The following is a 19,805-nucleotide window of genomic DNA, read 5'->3' as shown; positions in this document are numbered from 1 at the left end:
CTGCACCCGACCTGGAGGTCGCCATGACCACCGTCCACCCCGCCCCGACCGCGGTCGAGCCGGACCCGCGCGACCCCGAGGACCGGCTCGCCCGGTTCTTCGACCCGGGCACGATGCAGCTGCTGATGCCCCGGGACACCTCCGGTGCGCTGGCCGCGCGCGGTCAGGTGCAGGGCTCCCCGGCGATCGCCTACTGCACCGACGCCACGATCATGGGCGGGGCGATGGGGGTGGACGGCTGCCGGCACATCGTCGACGCCATCGACACCGCACTGCGCGAGCACGTCCCGGTCGTCGGCATCTGGCACTCCGGCGGCGCCCGGCTGGCCGAGGGCGTCACCGCGCTGCACGCCGTCGGCGAGGTCTTCGCCGGGATGATCCGGGCCTCGGGCCGGATCCCGCAGATCTCGGTCGTGCTCGGCCCGGCCGCCGGTGGCGCGGCCTACGGCCCGGCGCTCACCGACCTGGTCGTCATGGGTCCGTTGGGCCGGGTGTTCGTCACCGGTCCGGACGTCGTCCGCTCGGTCACCGGCGAGCAGGTCGACATGGAGGCCCTCGGGGGGCCGGACACCCACGGCCGCCGCTCGGGCGTGGTGCACATCGTCACCGACACCGAGCAGAGCGCGCTGGACACCGCCCGCGAGGCGGTGGACCTGCTCGCCGCGCAGGGCACCTTCGCCGGCACCGAGGGCGAGGCCGACGTCGACCTGGCCGCGATGCTGCCCGAGGCCAAGCAGCGCGCCTACGACGTCAAGCCGATGATCACCGCGCTGCTCGACGGCCCGCCGCTGGAGCTGCAGAGCCGGTACGCCCCCAACGTGATCACCGCGCTGGGCCGGCTGGCCGGCCGCACCGTGGGCGTGGTGGCCAACAACCCGCTGCGCCTGGGTGGCTGCCTGGACTCCCCCTCGGCGGAGAAGGCGGCCCGCTTCGTGCGCATGTGCGACGCGTTCGGCGTCCCGCTGGTCGTGTTGGTCGACGTCCCCGGGTACCTGCCCGGCGTCGGCCAGGAGTGGGACGGCGTCGTGCGCCGCGGCGCCAAGCTGCTGCACGCCTTCGCCGAGGCGGTCGTGCCGCGGGTGACCCTGGTGACCCGGAAGTCCTACGGCGGTGCCTACATCGCGATGAACGCCCGCTCGCTGGGCGCCACCGCCGTCTACGCCTGGCCGGGCGCCGAGGTGGCCGTCATGGGCGCCAAGGCCGCGGTCGGCATCCTGCACCGCAAGAAGCTGGCCGCGGCGCAGCCGGGTGAGCGGGAGGCGCTGCACGCCCAGCTCGCGCTGGAGCACGAGCGGATCGCCGGCGGCGTGGCCCGGGCCCGCGAGATCGGTGTCGTGGACGACGTCGTCGAGCCGGCGCAGACCCGCAAGCGCCTGGTGGCCGCCCTGGCCGCCGCCCCCGCGGGCCGCGGCGCCCACGGCAACATCCCGCTCTGAGGGCGCCCTCCCTACAGTTGATCATCGTCACCTGCAGGTGGGACGCGCCGCCCGCCGGCGTGTCCCGCCTGCGGATCGCGATGATCAACAGCTGCTGACGGGAACAGCACTGCGGCCCGGCACCCTGGTAGGTGCCGGGCCGCGGTGCGTACTGGTCTGGGGTGGGGCCGCCTCCGGGGTCAGGGGGGGACGACGCGGACCCAGACGGAGGGGCTACCCGACAGGCCTAGACAACCTGGTGCAGCCAGCTGATGGGGGCGCCGTCGCCGGCGTGGCGGTAGACCTCGAGGTCGTCGTCCCAGGCCGCGCCCAGGAGCTCGTCGACGCCGTGCCGGAAGGCCTCACCGGAGCCGGCCGTGGCGGCCAGGTGGCGGAGCTGCTGCTCGGTCACCACCAGGTCGCCGTTGGCGGACATGGGTGCGCGGAAGACGCCGTGCCCGGGCACGTAGGCCATGCGCTCGCCGTCGTTGCCCTGGCTGGGCTCCTCGGTCACCTCGAAGCGCAGCATCGGCCACGCCTTGAGGGCAGCGACGAGCTTCGCACCGGTCCCGGTGGCTCCGGTCCAGGCGACCTCGGCACGGTAGGCACCGTGCTGCGCGGGCTGTTCAGCCCAGGACAAACTCACCGGCCCGCCGATGACCCGCTCGAGGGCCCAGTCGACGTGCTGGCAGAGAGCCTTCGGGCACGCGTGCACGAAGACAACACCCTGCGTAGACCGTCGTTGCACAGTGCACCTCCATCGGATCAAGACGGGTCTCGTCTTCCCCAACGGACCTGACTCGGTGATGGCGGTGCGTAGCTCGAACGGGTGGAGCGGAGTGCTCGGGACAGTCTGCCCGACTACCACGCCTCCGCGCTACTGCGGGTTCGAACCGCGGGCCCAGGTGTGCCAGAAGTGGCGGGTGGGGTTCATGTGGCGATGAGCGTGTCCTGCCACGACCACACATGTCGACAAGTGGACTGGGGTGCCGAACGGGGCAGCAGGCAGATGTCGCTGGACGAATCGGGCCCAGGTGACCAATCGGTGGGGCGATTGGGGACCAAGGGTCAGGTTGGCCGAACGTGACTGTGTCGTTACGCCGCGTGCGGTCTGTCGACCCGGTGACCCTGTGTGGAGCTGCCATGGTCGCTGCGTGACCTCGACACAGCGACGCGGCCGGCACTCGGTCCTGAGCCAGGAGACCTTCGTCTGCGGCCAGGCCGCCGTGCAGGTGCTCTGGAACGGCGTCAGCGGGACGCCGATCGTGGACTCCAGCGGCCCCTGGCACGCCTGCGAACCCGGACCCTCCGAGATCGTCTACGCCCTCTGCGGGCGGGAGGTGGCCCGCATCGAGGGGGCCGCCATCTGGCCCGACCAGCGCCGCACCCCCGGGTGCGTGGTCTGCGCGGAGCTGGCGCTCGACTAGGTCCCCGGCACGACAGGAGCCCCGCACCTCGAGCTGAGGTGCGGGGCTCCTTCCGTCGCGGTCAGGCGCGGCGGATCGTCATCGTCGGCGGCACCTTGAGGGTCTGGGCCACCACGCAGTACCGCTCGGTCAGCTTGGCCAGGGTGGCCAGCTTCTCGTCGTCGGCGTCGGTGTCGATCTCCATGACGACCTCGATGCCGGTCATGCCGACCGGGACGTCGCGGGAGACGCCGAGGGTGCCTCGGGCGTCCATGTCCCCGCGGGCGGTGAGCTTCGCGCTTCGGATGTCGATGCTCATCGCCGTAGCCACGCTGCGCAGGGTCACGCCGGAGCAGCCGAGCAGGGCCTGCAGCAGCATGTCGCCGGAGCAGGCGTCCGAGCCGTCGCCGCCGGTGGTCTCGTGGAACCCGGCGCGCTGCGGGCCCGACCAGGTGTCGATGGTCGCGGTGATGCCCTCGTCCCGGAAGTCACCCGCGGCGTGCAGGTGCGCCAGCGCGGCGGCTGGGTCGTCCTTGTACCTCTGCTTGATCGGGGCCTGCATCTCGCGCAGTGCGGCAGCATCCATGGGTTGAACCTTCCTCGAGGGGTCGAGGACCATCCTGCCCGGGGGGCAACCGCCCCCGCCCGGTCACCCAGCGCCGGTAGCCGTCACCTCCGCGGCCCGCGCGCTGAACCAGGCGAGCACTTCTTCCCCGGCCCGGATTCCCGTGGCGGTCAGCGCGGTGACGTGCGGCCGGGTCCAGCCGCGGTCGGCGAGCTCGCCGTGCCCGGGCCGGACGGCCAGGTGCGCGAACTCCAGCAGGTCGGTGTCCAGCAACGAGTCCCCCGCGGCGAGCACGGTCGTGGCCCCGGTCCGCCGCGCCACCTCGGCGACCGCCGCGGACTTGGCAAGCACCACAGGGACCAGGTAGAGCTTGCGTCCCTGCAGCGACACCCCCCACCCAGCTGACGCGCCCCAGGCGCGCAAGGCGTCGAGGCGCTCGTCGGTGAACGCCGGTCGGTCCACGACCGCATAGCAGAACAGGCCGGGCACGGTGTGCCGGCGGGCCGTGGGGTCTCCGGTACACGCACGGGCCAGCGCCTCCTGGGCCTCGGCCAGCGGGGCGACGTTGGTGAGGGCGGCCGCCACGCTCTCCGCCCATGCGGGGTCGGCCTCGCCGTCCTCCAGCAGCACGGCACCGTTGGCCGCCACCGCGTGCCGGGCCGGCGGGCCGGGCAGCCGGATGCGGGCCAGTTGGGCCGGTGTCCGGGTGGTCACCGGGATGACCGGCCAGCGGCGGGCCAGCGCCTCGTACCGCCCGGCCCCCAGGACGGACATGTGCGAGATCGCCCGACCGTCCAGGTGCTCGACGACCACCCACCCTGGCTCGCCGGGACGAGGCTCCCCAGCTGCGGCCAAGGAGTACACCAGCGTGCGGTCCAGGTCTGTGGCGATGAGCACCCCGCCCCTCACGCGACCTCGCCGCCGGGCCGGATGACGCCGATGCAGGAGAACGGCATGCCCTCCCGGGTCTCCACCTCGACCCCGCGGTCGCGCGCCAAGTGCAGCACGTGGGCCAGCTCTGCGGTGCGGTCCGGGCGCACCAGGACCTTCCAGGGCACTCGTCGCAGCAGCACCCGGGTGGTCTCCCCCACCCCAGGCTTGACCAGGTTCAGGTCGGTGATGCCGAACCCGGCCGCCACCTCCTCCACCGCGGTCCAGCCGGCCCAGGTCGGGGTGCGGTCGACCGGCACGGCGAGTGTGCGTGCCACATCGTCGACGACGGCGGCGAAGCAGTCCGACACGGTGTCCAGGAACCGGCCGGACACGTCCTGCGGCGCGAGCTCCCGGTAGAACTTCGCCCCGTGGTAGCCGCCCGGTGGGACCAGGTCCGCCCGCAGCACGGTGCGCGAGACCAGCCCGGAGACGGTGGAGTTCAGGCACGCCGAGGGGATGAGGAAGTCCTCCCGGGTGCCGAACAGACCCGTGCACGCGCCCGGGTCGGCGACGACGGCGAGCTCCGGGCGGAAGCCCCGGGGGCGCGCCTGCTCGACCTCCTGCACAGCGGCGTGCAACTCACGAGTGATCGCGCCCTTGCCGGTCCAGCCGTCGACGAAGACCACGTCGGCCGGGTCGTGGTGAGCGGCCAGGTGGTCCAGGGCTCGCGGGTCCAGCCCGCGGTCGCGGACGATGGAGACGGTCAGGTGCGGCACGTCGACGCCCTGGGTAGCCGCCCACCGGCGCATGAGCACGCCGATCGGCGTCCCAGCGCGGGCCAGCGACACCAGCACCGGCGGACGCGACCGCCCGGCCAGCACGCGCTCGGTGACCACGCCGACCGCCTCGGCCAGCCGCGCCGACGAGGTCGCCAGGGCCTGCTCGAACAGCTCGAGGTAGGCCGGCCCCGGCTGGTACTCCACCGGCAGGGACTCCGAATAGTGCGCACGCCCGGACTGGATCGCCCGCTCGCGGTCCTCCACGGGGGCCTCCAGAGGGACGTCGGAGAGGTCGGTGAGCAGCCACCCCACCTCGTCGGGCGCGTAGGAGCCGAAGTCCGGTCCGCGCAGCGGCTGCGGCGGAGGCCGGTGGCTGGGCACGGTGAGCACCACCACCGGCCCGTCGACGGCCGCGGCCAGCACGGCGGGCAGCGCAGCGGGGTCGTCGTCCGCCCAGTCGTGGGACACGTCGTCGACGACGAGGACGGCGGCGGCGAACGAGGTCGACCCGGCACCCGGCGCGACGTTGTAGGCGAACCGCGGCCCGGGCCCGTCGGCCGGCCGATCGTGGCTGGGGAAGCGCAGCGCGGTTCGGACGGCGTAACCCGGGTCGTCGATCGGTAGGACCGGCGAGCGGGTGGTGCTCGAGACACGGACGTCGAGGCCACGCCGGGCAAGCTCCCCGGCCACCCGCACCGGCAGGTGGACCAGCTCCTCGGTCCCCAGCACCAACACCCGGCCGGCCGGCGACCCCAACGCCCGGTGCGCCTGCTCGGCCACCCGCGGCAGTGCGGCGTCCAGCACTCGGCGGTGCGCCGGGGTGAAGCCGTGCCGCCCGCCGTCGCGGGGGACGTCAGCGTGCACCTCTACCACCGGGCCACCGTGGCGGCCGGTCCGGTCGGGCGCCAGTGCAGCCGTCCGCCGGGCGACCAGCGCGGTCCCCCGGGCCAGCACGTCGGCGGGCAGCCCGACCACCCCGCCGGCCAGGGCCACGACGTCGACCTGCACCCCGAGGTCGGCGGCGAAGCGGTCGAGCTCGTCGCGGGCGGCCCCGGTGCGCAGGTCGACCAGGCTCGCGACGACCCACCGCGGTCGGAAGGCGACGGCCTGGAGTCCGCGGATGGTGTCCATCACGGTGGCCCCGGTCGAAAGCTCGTCGTCGACCAGCACGATCGGCCGGTCCCCCGCGAACAGCGCCGGGTCGTCGGGCAGCAGCAGGTGACCGGTCGCGTGGGAGTGCACCTCCTCGAAGGTGCCGAACGGCGTCATGCCGACCGGTCGCCGGGTGGAGTGCAGGACGTCGGCATCCAGGGCATCGGCAACGAGGTGCCCCAGGCCCGTGGCGGTCTCGGCGAACCCGAGCACGAGCACGTCGCACCGGCCGCGGTCCGCCGTCCACCGGGTGAGCTCGACCAGCTGGGCCGCGGCGGCGCCGTCCCCGCGGAGGGCGGCGGCGAGCAGGTCACCGCCGGTCGCGGCCACACCGCTGTCCACCCCGACCAACCGGTCGGCGACCAGCCGCCCGAGCAGCATCCCGGCGCCGCGGACGACGTCGGGGTCAGCCGGCACGTGCTTGCCGAGCACCCGGCTGACCAGCAGGTGGGCCCGCCGCGGGTTGACCCGCACGGCCATCCCCACCAGGTCGGCGACGTCCAGGGACCCCGCAGCGCCGGTGGTGGTGACCGCGACGTCCAGCTCGCGCTGCACCCACTCCCCGGTCCAGACCGGGCCGCTCACCGGTGCATCCCGGCGCCCAGCAGGTCGACGAAGGATGTCGTGGGACGGGCGACGCCGAACACGTGGGCCCGCTGCACCAGCCTGTGGGCCCAAGCCCGGTGCGGCTTGGACTCGTTCATCTTGTTCCGGTAGGACGACGCGGCCACCCCGCCGCCGGCACCGGTACCGAGGACGTCGAGGGCGTCGGCGTGCTCCTCGTGCGGCACCACCGACAGGGCGTGCACGGCGGCCACGTGCGTCGGGTGGATGACGGTCTTGCCGTTGAGGCCGTTGGCCTGGTCGAGCACCACCTCGCGGATGAGGCCGTCCAGGTCGCGGGCCAGCAGGTTCGCCCGCAGCGGTCGCTCCTCGTGCTCCCGGAACGGGGTCTCGCGCAGCTGCGGCTTGAACACCCGGTCGGGGCTGTTGAAGTACTCCCACACCGGGCCGGTGACGACGTGGCCGGTGCCGTCGGCCCGTCCCAGCACGTTCACCACGTCAGCGATGGCGTCGGCGACGACGCGCACGTCGTAGACGGTCAGCTCGCGGCGCCGCCGCAGGCCGAAGGCGGCCGACAGGTCGGTCGCGCCGATCCGGACGGCGAGGACCTCGTCCCGGTGGTCGGCGAGCAGGTCCCGCACCTGCACCAGCGCGTCGACCCGGGTCTCGGCGTGGGCCATCTCGGGGGACTCAACGACGGGCATGACCCGCAGCGACCGACCGAGCTGGGCCGACGCAGCACCCACCGCGTCCAGGAACGCCGGGCCGGTGGCGCCGCTGAACTTGGGCAACACGAAACCGGTGAGGACGGCGGCGGCCTCCCCCAGCGCGTCGACGAGCTCGCCCACCTGCTCGGCGCGGCGGACCCGGACGAAGACCAGCGGCAGACCCGAGTAGGCGGCCAGGTCGCGGACGTGGTGGACGAGGTTGGCCTGCGCGGTCTCGACGTCGGCGTCGGCGATCGCGTCCTCGAGGCAGAGCACGACGCTGGTCACCCCCGCGGCGCGCTGCCGGCGGACGTCGCCGGCCAGGGTCGGCCGGTCGGCGGGCAGGTAGAGCGTGGCGCCCAGCGACAGGGCAAGGACCTCGGCGTCGCCGGCGGGGTCCACCGGCTGGGGCGGGTGCAGGAAGAGTCGCGCCTCGTCGGCAGGGTCCAGGTGCGCGAAGTGCCGCAGCGGGAGTGCCCGGGCGGGCGCGCTCACAGCACCGGGGTGCGGGCGTCGGCCCAGGTGATGGCACGGAAGCCGTAGGCCTGCGCGACGTCGCGGACCAGCCCCCGTACAGGCTCGAGCTCGGCGCGGACCACCAACTCGCCGTCCACCACGTAGACCGAGGCGACGACGACCGGGCCGTCGTGGGCGGGCAGGTCCAGCGGGATCTCCACCCTGGAACCGCCGTGGGTGGCAATCAGCAGGGTGCCGCCCCAGGCCAGCGAGGACTCCGACGCCGACTGCGCGTAGACGACGAACCGGCGCAGCAACCGGGTCTGCCGGAGGTCGACCCGGATCTGGTCGAACTCGCCGCGACCAGCCTCGAGCACCGGGCGGCGCGAGCGGGGCGGGGCCGTCGGAATGCCCGCGGTGCGGCTCACCACCCCGGAGCTGCCGTCGCCCAGCTGGTGCACCGCGCCCAGTACGAGGTCGCCGACGGCAGGTGAGCAGACCGCGGTCACGGTGAGCGCACCGACGCCGGACTGCACCCGGTCCAGGGTCACCGTGGGCTCGCGGCGGGTGAGGATGACACGGCCACCGGGGGCCACCCGCGGCACCGTGCGGATGACGCGCTCGGGTCGCGGGGCAGGTGCGGGCGAGCGCGCCGGCGGAGCGGTGGGGGGCGCCGGGGCCTCGGGGAACAGGTCCAGGTCCGACGCCGCGGACGGCGGGGCGGCCGGCGGGGTGGCCGGCCGCGGGTCGGACAGGTCGAGGTCACTGGAGGACGGGGCCGGAGCGGGGACCGGCCGGGGCGCCGGCGCCGAGAGGTCGAGCAGGTCCCCGCCCGACGTCCCGAGGTCGAGGTCCAGGTCCAGGTCGAGGTCGAGGTCGAGGTCGAGGTCCAAGCCCACCGGCACCTGCGAAGGCGCCACAGGCTGCGGGGTGGGTGCCTGGTCGGGCTGCCGGCGGGTGGTCCGGCCGGCCAGGAAGTCGACCAACCCGCCCGGCGCGGCGTCGGCGGTCACTGGCTCGGCCGGCGACCCGCGGCGGCTGCGGTGCCGGAGCCAGTCGAGGTCCGGGCGTGCCGGGGCGTCGCCCGGGGCCAGGATCACAACGGCAACCCGTAGTCGCCGGCGATGCCGCTGATCCCGTTGCGGTAGCCCTCGCCGACGACCTTGAACTTCCAGTCGCCCCCGTGTCGATAGACCTCGCCCAGCACCAGGGCGGTCTCAGCCTGCAACACCGGGGCGAGGTCCTCCGAGCGGACCAGCTCGCGGTGGGTGCTGGCGTCCCGGACCACCACCGAAACCGCGCGCAGCTGGCCCAGGGTGCGCCGCTGCGCGGTGCCCTCATTGACGTAGACCACGGCGACCAGCCGGGACACCTCGGCGGGCACCCTGCGCAGGTCGACCTCGATCTGCTCCTGGTCGCCGTCCAGCGCCTCGTCGCGGGCGGCCACGGACTCCTCGGGGGACGTCAGCTGGTTGAAGAACACCATGTGGCGGTCGGACAGCACCCGGCTGTCGGGGCCACAGAGCAGCAGCGCGAGGACCAGGTTCTCCGCGAGCACCCGCTCGCTGCCGGCGTCCCAGGCCACCCCGACAACCAGGCTGGTCAGGCCGGGGATCTCCCGGGTCAGGGCCACGTTGGCCCCGCGGGTCATGCGTGCCACGGTGCTCGCCTCTCAGGTGGTGCTGGTCGGGTCACAGGGCTCGGTTCACAGGTCGAGGTCGGAGCCGGAGAACTTGGTGCGCAGGAAGCTGCCCTGGGTCATCAGCGCATCGACGTCCTGCCGCCGCGCGGCCTGCAGCACCTTTTCGGCGGCCCCCTCGAGCGCCTCCAGCTGGGCGGCGAGCGACTGGGCCGGGGTCACACCCGAGGTCGCCGGGACGTCGACCAGATCGGGGTCCAGCGCCACGAAGCCGCGCACCGTGGTGGGCAGGTAGTCGGTGGCGGTGGCACGCACGGAGATGGCCGCGTAGACGTCGAGCGGGCGGACGTCGGAAGTGCGGACCACCTCCGACAGCAGGTCGGTGATCCGCCGGGCCGCCACCACCGAGGCCACCGGGAGGTCGCCGGCCGCGGCGTTGACCAGGCGGACGACGCCGGCGATCTCGGCGTCCAGTGCGGCCGGTGTGTCCTCCCGGTCCGCCTCGACCGGGGCGACCTCCAGTTCCTCGCTACGCCGGAACCAGGCCACGGTGTCTCTCCCCGGTGCTCACGACCGGCTCAACCCTCGATGGCCTCGTTCGCGCGGACCCGGGCCAGGTAGGGCTGCGCCCGCTCGAGCTGTCCCTCCAGCGCCCGGACCGTGTCGGCCATGGAGGTCACGGCCTGGGCCCGGAAGGTGTCGACGGCATCCATGGTGGCGAACACGTTGTCGAAGGCGGCCTGCAGCTTGGCGACGTCGATGGTCGAGGAGGCCGCCTGCTCGTTGATGGCCGCGCCCTGGATGCGCAGCTGCTCCGACGTGGACTGGATGAGGTCCGAGGTCACCGTGTTCAGCGCGTTGATCTGGTCGAGGACGAGCTTCTGGCGGCTCAGCGCCTGGGACACGATCACCGCGGTGCGCAAGGCCGCCACGGTGGTGGTCTGCGCCCGGTCGACGCCGCGGATCAACTCCAGGTTGTTGCGCCGGATGAGGTCCAGGGCCATGTAGCCCTGCACCGCGACCGCCATCTGGGTGGTGATGTCCTGTCGCCGCTGACGAACCGGGAACAGCGCGTCGGAGCGGACGGTGTTGGCGTCGTCGGTGCGCCCGGCGGCCTCCAGCTCGGCGACCTTGCCCTCCAGCGCTTCGTCGAGGGCCGTGGCCAGCTCGTTGTACTCCCGCAGCTTGGCCATGGTCGTCCACATGTTGGCCTTCTCGGTCTCGATGGCCGCGTTGTCCTTGCGCAGCTCGTCCTGACCGGAGTCCAGCGCCTTGATGATCGCGTTGAGGTGCGACTGGGCGGACTTGTACTTGTCGAAGTAGCGGTCGATCTTGTCCCCGCCGGGCAGCCACTTCAGCACCTTCTTGACCCCGGTGAGGTCCGAGCGCTTGGGGTCCAGGTCGGTGACCGTGCGGCGCAGGTCGATGAGGGTGTTGGAGACCCGCGTCTGCGCGTCGGCGTCCTTCCCCTTGGCCCCCATGGCTGCCGCCGGTCGGTCGAGCATGCGGTTGGAGACCGCCGCCGAAGACCGCATCTCCTTGTCGCCCATCGCCGTGATGGAGCCGACCTTCTGTGCGAAGGCCGGTGACTTGGTGTCCAGGGAGACCAGGTCGGTGACGAACGCGGTGGCCTTGCTGCGCAGCTCCACCTGCTTGGCCGTCTCCAGCGTCACCGCACCGGCGGCCTGCTCGGGCGCCACCAGCACCACGGGGGCCGGGGGCTGGAGCACCAGCGCGCCCCCGGCGGGTGCGCTCGGCCCAGCGGCGGTGGGCGTGGACGAGGAACCGAGGTCCAGCTCGGACATGGTGGCTGTCTCCTGGGTGCGGTGGTGTGGTGTGGGACTACAGGGAGCCGGCGATGGCCGGGAGCAGGTCGCGGAAGGTGCGGCCCGAGGCCGGGACACCGAGCGCGGTCATTGACCAACCGGCGCCGTCGCGGGAGACCTTGGCCATGATCTGGGCGTTGTGCCGACCCGAGCCGCTGAGCTCGTAGCGAGCGATTTCGGTCTCGGTGGTCTCGTCGATCAGCCGGCAGAAGGCGTTGGCGATCTGGGAGAAGTCCTGCCCGGTGAAGGAGTTCACCGTGCAGACCAGCGTGGTGACCGCGGCCGGGAGCTTGGTCAGGTCCACCTTCACCGACTCGTCGTCGCCGTCCCCGGCGCCGGTGCGGTTGTCGCCGGTGTGCTGCACCGAGCCGTCCTTGCTCCGCAGCTGCTGGAACCACACCTGGTCGACCAGCTGGCCGGCGGCGTCGAACATCAGCACCGAGGCGTCGAGGTCGATGGACTGGTCCCGGCTGCCGAAGAAGCCCTTCTTCTTGATCGCGTCCCAGCCCAGGCCCATGCGGACCCGGGTCAGCTGGCCGCCGTCGCGCTTAGCCAGCGAGACCTTCTGGCCCTTGCTCAAGTTGACGCTCATGCGGGGACTCCTCGTGTCGGGGGGCGGTGCGTCGTCAACGGTCGGGATGCCTTGTGCATCCCCGGGCTACTTGCGGGCCGAGCTCCACCGGATGCCCCACCCGTAGGCGGCGTCGAGCTGGGGTTGTGCTCCGTCGACGTAGCGGACCTCGCGGCGGACCGCGAGGTCCCCCGCCGAGGGTGCGAGCAGGGCCACGGCGCAGGTGGTGGCACCGGCGCGCGGCTCGTCGAGGGCCACCTCGATCTGCGGGCCGTCGGGCGGGGTCAGGGTCACCAGCGCCCGGGCCGCGGCCCAGTTCGGCACCCCCTCGTAGATGTAGGCGAAGACCAGCACCCGGCTGATGTGCGCGGCGTACTGCAGGTCGACGAACAGGTTCTCCCCGCCGGAGTTCGCGCCCGAGCGGTCGTCGCCGTCCAGCCAGATCGCCGGGGACGGCGCGCCGGGCAGACCCGCGCGGAAGGAGTTGCCGAGCGCCTGGACGACGCCCTTGGTGCCGTCGGTGAACTCGAACAGGCAACCCAGGTCGAGGTCGATGTCGGGCTCGCGGCGGGCGAAGAACCCGCCCTGCTGACCGGGCGGGCGCGCCGTCCAGTTGAGGTTCACCCGTAGCACCCCGCCGGCCGACGCCTTCTTGGTCAGGGAAACCGTGGGCGCGGACTTGGTTAGCGTGACCTTGCGCGGGGGTCCCGGCGGGGGCCCGGCGGGCGGAGGCCACGACGGGCCGTCGGAGGGGGGGACGGCCGGGCGCTTCGTGTAATCGATGGGCACGGGATCAGCCGACGTCCACGCCGAAGTCACGGGCGATGCCGGCGAGCCCGGAGGTGTAGCCCTGGCCCACGGCGCGGAACTTCCAGTCACCCGAGTGCCGGTAGATCTCGCCGAAGATCATCGCGGTCTCGGTCGAGGCGTCCTCGGAGAGGTCGTAGCGGGCGATCTCCACGCCGTCGGCCTGGTTCACCACCCGGATGAAGGCGTTGCGCACCTGACCGAACGATTGTCCCCGGTTCTCGGCCTCGTAGATCGACACCGCGAACACGATCTTGTCCGCGGCCGCCGGGACGGTGGGCAGGTCCACGGTCAGCGCTTCGTCGTCGCCGTCGCCCTCGCCGGTGAGGTTGTCACCGGTGTGGGTCACCGAACCGTCCGGCGAGGTCAGGTTGTTGAAGAAGACGAAGTGCGCATCGCTCAGCACCTTGCCCCCGGCGTCGACCAGCAGCGCCGACGCGTCCAGGTCGAAGGCGTTCCCCGACGTCGTCCGGGCGTCCCAGCCCAGACCGACGAGGGCAGCGGTCAGACCGGGCGCCTCCTTGGTCAACGAGACGTTCCCGCCCTTGCTCAGGCTCACGCTCATGATCCGCTCCCCTCGTCGTGGTTCAGGTCAGACGTTCACGCCGAAGTCGGCGGCGATGCCGCCCAGACCGGTCGAGTAGCCCTGGCCGACGGCCCGGAACTTCCAGTCGGCGCCATTGCGGTACAGCTCGCCGAACACCATCGCGGTCTCGGTGGATGCGTCCTCGGAGAGGTCGTAGCGCGCGATCTCAGCGTTGTCGGCCTGGTTGACCACGCGGATGAAGGCGTTGCGGACCTGGCCGAAGCTCTGGCCGCGACTGTCGGCCTCATAGATCGACACGGGGAAGACGACGCGGTCCAGGTCGGCGGGCGCGCCGGCCAGGTCGACCTTGATCTGCTCGTCGTCGCCGGCGCCCTCACCGGTCACGTTGTCGCCGGTGTGCTCGATCGCCCCGTCGGGGCTGCGCAGGTTGTTGAAGAACACGAAGTGCTCGTCGGAGGCGACCTTGCCGTCGGCGCGGCAGCCGATGGCCGATGCGTCTAGGTCGAAGGGCTTGCCGTCGGTCGTGCGAGCGTCCCAGCCCAGGCCGACGGTGACCGCGCGCAGGCCAGGGGCCTCCTTGGTCAACGAGACGTTGCCACCCTTGTTCAAGCTGACTACCACGCGATGTCTCCGTCTCCTCGCAGGTGGGTGAGGGACCCCGGTTGTACTGGGACCCCCGCGGCGCCGGCCTCCGGCGCCGTTCGACCGATCCTATGCAGCCTCGGTACACCCGGCAGCATGATCACGGGGGCTCACGTCTGGTCCCCAGGCGCACCAGGCCCAGCAGCTCCATCGTCCCGTCCACCGTCGTCGCCGGGGTCATCGGGCAGGCGAGGCGCCCGGGCCACCCATGGCCGGATCGGCTGGACCACCTCGCCGTAGAACCCCTCCACTGCACCAACCACGCTGGGGATGAACGCCCCGCGCACGCCGGACCGCTTGGTGCCCATCGCCACGCTGCGGCTCAGCTGGAAGGACTGCAGCGGAACACGTCCGGCCGGTGCCAGGCACGACGGGTCCGCCCGCACCAGCTGCAGCTGCTCACAGGTGGGCGGGCTCGTGCCGTCGAAGGCCGCCTCGACGAGCAGGTCGGCGGGGGCGTCGGCGAGCTGCTTGACCAGCCAGCCGGTGCGCCTGTGGTTGGTGCCCTCCTGGGGTGCAGGCACCCGGGTGGAGGTGAGCACCTGACCGGTGCGCAGGTCGGCGACCACCTCCAGCGGACCTACGGCGCCGGGTACCCGCAGGGTGGCCGTCAGGCGGCCGGTCGCGGCGAGGGTCTCGACCCCGGCCGTCGTCCGTGCGGCGGGATCGGTGGCCAGCCTCCGGGGCAGCACGTGGGCGACGTCGACACCGAGCTCAGCGGTGAGCCGCAGGCACAGCTGGCGGACCAGCCGGATCCAGGCGTCGACGGCAGCCGGAACCTTGCGATCGCCCGGACGCAGCGTGCCGGCGGCCACGGCTTCGCGGACCGGGACCCAGGAGGCCCCCATGTCCTCGAAGCCCGCAGCGCCGGAGCGGGGGTGCTGCAGGTAGCGCAGGAATTCGTGCAGCAGCCAGGCCTGCACCGGATCGCCCACCCCGCGGTGGGTCAGCACCATCTGAGCCTCGTGGACCACCTCGGCCCAGGACAGATGGTGCAGCGCGACCTTGGCCAGCTTCCGGCGGTCGACCTCGACCGGGTGCTCGTTCACCCCGGGCGCGATCTCGTTGGACAGCGTGATCACCGCGTCGTAGCCCTCGTGCCGGGCGACGTCGAGGTAGTTCTCGACCTGTTCGCGGCGCAGCTGCCCACTGCCGGTCTTGGTCTCCATCAATGCGGTCCACAGGCGTGCGCCGCGTTGCACCCGGAGGACGCCGTCGGGGACGACGACGGACTCGCCGCGGTGGAACGGGACCTCGAGGTAGGTCTCGAGCAACCCGGCGGGCGCCCCGAACCGGGAGGTGATTCCGCGCCCGAACGGCCGCACTGCCATCATCGTGGCCAGCAGCGCGGAGGTGGCCCGCTTCTCCTGCTCCCCAGCGTTGCCGACGCCCGAGATGGAGAACAACCGTGCCGCGCTCCAGGTGTCGGCGCCGGCCAGCTTGAGCGCCGGCGGAGTGGCGCGGACCGGCGGCTGCTTGCGAGTCCGCACGCCGACGGCGACCGGCTGGGGCACCGGCTGGGGGTCGTCCGGCCGTGGGGCGGGAACCACCAAAGGCTCGGGCTCTTCTACGACCACAGCGGTCGGCCCGGAAGCGGTGGGCTCGAGCTCCACTACGGCCACGTCGTCCTCGGCGCCCTCGTCGTCCTCGGCGCCCTCGACGGTGTCCGGAGCAGGCGCGGCCGGCGTCGGAGGCGAGATCACCTCGGCCGGTTCATCGGCAACGGTGACGCCGAGATCCGTGGCCAAGCCAGCGAGACCGCTGGCCCAGCCCTGGCTGACGGCCCGGACCCGCCATGACCCGTCGCGGCGGTACAGCTCGCCGAGCACCATCGCCGTCTCGGCGTCGGCACCGGTGACGCGGTGCAAGACCAGCGGGGCGCCCTCCTGGTCGAGGACGAGCAGGGCGAGACCGGGGACGTCGGCGAAGGTGCCAGAGGCCACGCTGACCGCTACTGCGACGGTGGCGACCTCCCCGGCCAGATCCTCCAAGTCGACCGCGAGGCCCTCCTGCCCACCGTCGTCGGTGAGCGACCCGCCGAGGTGCCGCACAGCGCCGTCGCTGGATGTCGGCTGGTTGTAGAACACCATGTCTGAGTCGTCCCGGACCCGTCCCGACGAGTCCAGCAGTAGGGCCGAGGCGTCGACCTCGACCTCGGCGTGTCCCCAAGCGACGACGCACCGCACACCGGGGGTCCCGGTAGGCAGCGGACCGTTTGCGCCCTTGCTTAGCTCCATCGCCTGCACGACCGCAGACTAGGAGAGGAACACGCCGTTCCGACACCGGCTCGCCCTGGTTCGTGACTTACCTGCGGACGGGCCGTGCCGTACGTATCGTGCCCCGACGTGGAACTCCCCGTCTGGTTCGAGATCAGTACGTTCGTCGGTCTCACGGTGCTCCTGCTGGCCGACCTGGCCATCGTGGCCCGTCGCCCTCACGAACCCTCGGTGCGCGAGGCCAGTCTGTGGGTGACGTTCTACGTCTCCCTGGCCCTATTGTTCGGGGTGGTGCTGCTGTCGGTGACCAACGGGGACTACGCCACCCAGTTCTACGCCGGCTGGCTCACCGAGTACTCGCTGTCGGTGGACAACCTGTTCGTCTTCGTGATCATCATGGCTCGCTTCAGGGTGCCCCGGAAGCTGCAGCAAGAAGTGCTGATGGTCGGGATCATCATCGCCCTGGTGCTGCGCGGGATCTTCATCCTCGCCGGCGCTGAGCTCATCGAACGGTTTACCTGGGTCTTCTACCTGTTCGGCGCGTTCCTGGTCTACACGGCTATCAATCTGGTGCGCGGGGAAGACGAGGACGACTACGAGGAGAACGCCCTCATCCGGCGGCTGAAGAAGGTCCTGCCGATGACCGCGGAGTTCCACGGCAACAAGCTGCGCGTCCCCGACCCCGACGCGATGAACAAGGCCCGCGGCGGCAAGAGCAAGAAGCTGTTCACCCCGATGATCGTGGTGTTCCTCGCGCTGGGCACGACCGATCTGCTCTTCGCCCTGGACTCGATCCCGGCCATCTTCGGCCTCACCCGCGAGGCCTTCATCGTCTTCACCGCCAACGTCTTCGCCCTCATGGGCTTGCGCCAGCTCTACTTCCTGCTCGGCGGACTGCTCAAGCGGCTGGTCTACCTGTCCTACGGGCTGGCCATCATCTTGGGGTTCATCGGCGTCAAGCTGATCCTGGAAGCGGTCCACGACAACTCCCTGCCCTTCTTCAACGATGGCCAGCCCATCGAGTCCGTCCCCGAGATCCCCACCTGGCTGTCCCTGGCCGTCATCCTCGGCGTCCTGCTCGTGGTCACCGTGGCGTCGCTGCTCAAGACCCGCGGCCAGACCCCCGAGAAGGACGCCGACGTCGCCGACGAGGCGGCGCCCGCGGACCGGGTGGAGCGGCCCGAGGGCAACTGACCGGTGCAGGGCCCGGCCGTGGCAGGCTGTCCGCACGCACGGGGCGGTAGCTCAGCCGGTCAGAGCATGGGACTCATAATCCCTGGGTCGTGGGTTCGAGCCCCACCCGCCCCACTCCCCCACCCGGCCCGCTCCTGCTGGTGACCGCACCATGGACCGGTGCCCTTCACCCACGAGACCACCGTCCCCGCCACGCCCCAGGTCCTCGTCGACACGCTGACCGACGAGTCGTTCGTGCGGGCCGCGCTGGCCGACCTCGGGGCCGACGTCCGCGAGGTCACCGTCGAGGGGACGACGACCCGGGCGCGCTACACCGTGCCGACCACCGGCATCCCCGAGGCGTTCGCCCGCTTCGTCGGCGACCGGGTGGAGGTCACCGACGTCCGCACCTGGACCCCGGACGGCGACGGCGCCACCGGCACCGTGCTGGTCACCACCACCCTCTTCGGCCGCGCCGTGAAGCTCGAGGCCCAGCGCCGGATCACCCCGGGCGCCACGATCACCAGCACCGGCAACTCGAAGGTCGACGCCCCGTTCGTCGGGCGCAAGGCCGAGGGTGCGGTCGACGAGCTCGCCGTCGTGGTGCTCAGGAAGGAGGCGGCGACCCTCGCCGGCCGGGTCGGCTGAGCCCCAGCAGGACGATCGGCACGGCCAGCAGACCGGCCAGCGCCGTCCGCCCGGTCCGCAGGTCCTGGCAGCGGTCGGCGATGTACTGCTGGGTCTCCGCGAGAGGCGATCTCACTTCTCAGGCGGCTCATGAAATTCGACGAGCAGACTCCCGGCGTCGCGGCAGAGGACTCAATGCTCCTGAACGATCATTGACCAACCCCGCCATGGCCGCGAACCCCTCGGTCACCGCCAGCTGATCTGTATGACGTGCTGACCGGTCAGCAGGCCATCCCACAACAACCGGCCCACGACGAGCGCCCCAGCCACCATCGTGAGGTGGCTGCGCATCCTCCAAGACCGCCGCGCTCCGTCGTTGTCCGCCGCTGCTTGGCCGGGGGCGCCGCATGCACGCTGGACCCGTAGTCAATCGAGGGCTACGAGCGCCGTTGACGAACTAGTCGTGGCCCTGCCATCCCGAAGCGCCACCGATGAGCGGAGATGGGCCTTGCTTTCTGCCGCAAACAGCTGTCGGCAGAATTTGCAGTCACGAGACACAGCGCGCCTCGCCTCGCCGTGCGGTCCTCCCTGCGAGCATCACTGCTCACTCAACGGGGGGATGAAGATGCGGCGGTCGGCAGCAATTGTCGCTGTGGGGGCTCTGTTGCTGGGGGGGTGCAGTTCGGGCGACTCGACGGAAGCCGAGTCCTCATCCACGACCCTCGCGCCTTACACCCCGGGTGAGGCCGTCCAGGACGCCAGGGAGAGCGAAGCTGCGGCACGCTCGTCCGCCGATGCGGCTGCAAGTGCGGCGTCTGCATCGGAGGCGGCTGCTGCGGCAGCCGTCAGAGCGCCTGGGGAAACAGTGAACACCCCAACCGGACAGACGGTCACCTACTACTCCATACAGCGACCGTCCGCTCAGTCTGCGCCGTCGCCGCAGGAGCCAGATTCCGAGTGGGTGTCGATCGATGTTCAGGTGTGCTACGACGCGACGGCACTCAATTTCGACAACAACCAATCATGGGTACTAATCGACGATAATAATGGAAACTACGGCCCGTCCAATACCGGATACAGTCAGTTTCCAGCGCCCAAGTTCCCGTTTGGTGACATCACCGTGGTGGCGGGGCAGTGCATCCGAGGCTGGATCGTCTACCCGGTCCTCGTCGATGCCACGATCGTCAACATCGCGTACTTGCCTTACGGGGCAACTTCGCCGGTGCGCTGGACACCCTAAACGCTCAATGCAGCACCACCACACAACCCGATCCCGCACGAGATCGGATTGCCCCCGCGTCGCGTGAAGAAGCGGGAGCGGGTCGAGTGCACTTGGCTGGGCTGCTCAACACCAATACGAGACCACCGTCCCCGCCACGCCCCAGGCCGTCGTCGACACGCTGACCGACGAGTCGTTCGTGCGGGCCGCGCTGGCCGACCTCGGGGCCGACGTCCGCGAGGTCACCGTCGAGGGGACGACGACCCGGGCGCGCTACACCGTGCCGACCACCGGCATCCCCGAGGCGTTCGCCCGCTTCGTCGGCGACCGGGTGGAGGTCACCGACGTCCGCACCTGGACCCCGGACGGCGACGGCGCCACCGGCACCGTGCTGGTCACCACCACCCTCTTCGGCCGCGCCGTGAAGCTCGAGGCCCAGCGCCGGATCACCCCGGGCGCCACGATCACCAGCACCGGCAACTCGAAGGTCGACGCCCCGTTCATCGGCCGCAAGGCCGAGGACGGAGTCGACCAGCTGGCCGTCGTCGTCCTGAAGAAGGAAGCCGGGTCCCTCGCCGCCCGCCTGCGCTGAGCTCGGCACGGATCCTGAGCAGGCTGGCG

The 19,805-nt window shown here is 71.9% G+C and carries 19 protein-coding genes, 1 tRNA gene and 1 pseudogene; 7 read left to right on the top strand and 14 right to left on the bottom strand.

Going from position 1 to position 19,805, the window contains the following annotated elements; translation table 11 throughout:
- Positions 1-23 precede the first annotated feature (23 nt).
- Complete coding sequence (locus UXQ13_RS08550; RefSeq protein ID WP_225232170.1) at positions 24-1,436, top strand: acyl-CoA carboxylase subunit beta; 1,413 nt, start codon at positions 24-26, stop codon at positions 1,434-1,436.
- A gap of 226 nt (positions 1,437-1,662) precedes the next feature.
- On the opposite strand, the gene UXQ13_RS08545 is transcribed toward UXQ13_RS08550, so the two are convergent.
- A complete protein-coding gene (locus UXQ13_RS08545; protein ID WP_263639344.1) occupies positions 1,663-2,130 on the bottom strand; it encodes a DUF3145 domain-containing protein in 468 nt (155 codons plus the stop codon).
- Positions 2,131-2,569: 439 nt separating this feature from the next.
- Between UXQ13_RS08545 and UXQ13_RS08540 the strand changes: the two genes are divergently transcribed.
- Positions 2,570-2,842 carry a hypothetical protein gene (locus UXQ13_RS08540; RefSeq protein ID WP_225232172.1) on the top strand — a complete coding sequence of 91 codons (273 nt, stop codon included), beginning with the start codon at positions 2,570-2,572 and terminating at the stop codon, positions 2,840-2,842.
- A 61-nt stretch (positions 2,843-2,903) separates the two neighbouring features.
- On the opposite strand, the gene UXQ13_RS08535 is transcribed toward UXQ13_RS08540, so the two are convergent.
- From UXQ13_RS08535 to UXQ13_RS08475, 13 genes are all read right to left on the bottom strand, one after another.
- On the bottom strand, positions 2,904-3,407 hold the full coding sequence (locus tag UXQ13_RS08535; RefSeq protein WP_225232173.1) for an OsmC family protein: 504 nt from the start codon (positions 3,405-3,407) through the stop codon (positions 2,904-2,906).
- A 63-nt stretch (positions 3,408-3,470) separates the two neighbouring features.
- On the bottom strand, positions 3,471-4,283 hold the full coding sequence (locus tag UXQ13_RS08530; RefSeq protein WP_225232174.1) for a Cof-type HAD-IIB family hydrolase: 813 nt from the start codon (positions 4,281-4,283) through the stop codon (positions 3,471-3,473).
- Between the two features lie 8 nt (positions 4,284-4,291).
- The gene (locus tag UXQ13_RS08525; protein WP_225232175.1) at positions 4,292-6,775 is read right to left on the bottom strand and encodes a phosphoribosyltransferase; all 2,484 of its coding nucleotides are present in this window, start codon (positions 6,773-6,775) and stop codon (positions 4,292-4,294) included.
- Positions 6,772-7,956: an HpcH/HpaI aldolase/citrate lyase family protein gene (locus UXQ13_RS08520; RefSeq protein ID WP_225232176.1), complete on the bottom strand. Its 1,185-nt coding sequence runs from the start codon at positions 7,954-7,956 to the stop codon at positions 6,772-6,774. Before UXQ13_RS08520 ends, UXQ13_RS08525 begins: the two co-directional genes overlap by 4 nt.
- Positions 7,953-9,017, bottom strand: coding sequence for a hypothetical protein (locus UXQ13_RS08515; protein WP_336392192.1), 1,065 nt, complete (start codon positions 9,015-9,017; stop codon positions 7,953-7,955). The genes UXQ13_RS08520 and UXQ13_RS08515 overlap by 4 nt, the downstream gene beginning before the upstream one ends.
- Entirely contained in the window at positions 9,014-9,568 is a 555-nt protein-coding gene (locus UXQ13_RS08510; protein ID WP_225232178.1) for a TerD family protein, read from the bottom strand. Before UXQ13_RS08510 ends, UXQ13_RS08515 begins: the two co-directional genes overlap by 4 nt.
- 54 nt (positions 9,569-9,622) lie before the next feature.
- Positions 9,623-10,105 carry a hypothetical protein gene (locus tag UXQ13_RS08505; protein WP_225232179.1) on the bottom strand — a complete coding sequence of 161 codons (483 nt, stop codon included), beginning with the start codon at positions 10,103-10,105 and terminating at the stop codon, positions 9,623-9,625.
- Between the two features lie 29 nt (positions 10,106-10,134).
- Positions 10,135-11,361 carry a toxic anion resistance protein gene (locus UXQ13_RS08500; protein WP_225232180.1) on the bottom strand — a complete coding sequence of 409 codons (1,227 nt, stop codon included), beginning with the start codon at positions 11,359-11,361 and terminating at the stop codon, positions 10,135-10,137.
- A 37-nt stretch (positions 11,362-11,398) separates the two neighbouring features.
- Positions 11,399-11,974 (bottom strand): TerD family protein, encoded by a 576-nt coding sequence (locus tag UXQ13_RS08495; RefSeq protein ID WP_225232181.1) that lies wholly within the window; start codon positions 11,972-11,974, stop codon positions 11,399-11,401.
- Between the two features lie 66 nt (positions 11,975-12,040).
- Positions 12,041-12,577, bottom strand: a complete 537-nt coding sequence (locus tag UXQ13_RS08490) for a hypothetical protein (protein ID WP_225232182.1) — start codon at positions 12,575-12,577, stop codon at positions 12,041-12,043.
- 169 nt (positions 12,578-12,746) lie between these two features.
- A complete protein-coding gene (locus UXQ13_RS08485) occupies positions 12,747-13,325 on the bottom strand; it encodes a TerD family protein (RefSeq protein WP_091249022.1) in 579 nt (192 codons plus the stop codon).
- A 27-nt stretch (positions 13,326-13,352) separates the two neighbouring features.
- Complete coding sequence (locus UXQ13_RS08480; RefSeq protein ID WP_225232183.1) at positions 13,353-13,928, bottom strand: TerD family protein; 576 nt, start codon at positions 13,926-13,928, stop codon at positions 13,353-13,355.
- 131 nt (positions 13,929-14,059) lie between these two features.
- Positions 14,060-16,186 (bottom strand): TerD family protein, encoded by a 2,127-nt coding sequence (locus tag UXQ13_RS08475; protein WP_225232184.1) that lies wholly within the window; start codon positions 16,184-16,186, stop codon positions 14,060-14,062.
- Positions 16,187-16,294: 108 nt separating this feature from the next.
- Between UXQ13_RS08475 and UXQ13_RS08470 the strand changes: the two genes are divergently transcribed.
- The 5 genes and pseudogenes from UXQ13_RS08470 to UXQ13_RS08450 all read left to right on the top strand — a co-directional run.
- The gene (locus UXQ13_RS08470; RefSeq protein ID WP_225232185.1) at positions 16,295-17,359 is read left to right on the top strand and encodes a TerC family protein; all 1,065 of its coding nucleotides are present in this window, start codon (positions 16,295-16,297) and stop codon (positions 17,357-17,359) included.
- Between the two features lie 40 nt (positions 17,360-17,399).
- Positions 17,400-17,473 (top strand) — tRNA-Ile (locus UXQ13_RS08465).
- Between the two features lie 45 nt (positions 17,474-17,518).
- Positions 17,519-17,986, top strand: a complete 468-nt coding sequence (locus tag UXQ13_RS08460; protein WP_336392191.1) for a DUF2505 domain-containing protein — start codon at positions 17,519-17,521, stop codon at positions 17,984-17,986.
- A gap of 844 nt (positions 17,987-18,830) precedes the next feature.
- Entirely contained in the window at positions 18,831-19,205 is a 375-nt protein-coding gene (locus tag UXQ13_RS08455) for a DUF4352 domain-containing protein (protein WP_225236136.1), read from the top strand.
- A 127-nt stretch (positions 19,206-19,332) separates the two neighbouring features.
- Positions 19,333-19,776, top strand: a pseudogene (locus tag UXQ13_RS08450) (DUF2505 domain-containing protein); the annotation flags it as partial.
- Positions 19,777-19,805 lie beyond the last annotated feature (29 nt).

Source organism: Klenkia terrae (genome assembly GCF_037083865.1).
GTDB lineage: Bacteria > Actinomycetota > Actinomycetes > Mycobacteriales > Geodermatophilaceae > Klenkia > Klenkia terrae.
Note: the sequence above shows the minus strand (reverse complement) of the source record. Positions and strands in the feature narration are given on the sequence as shown.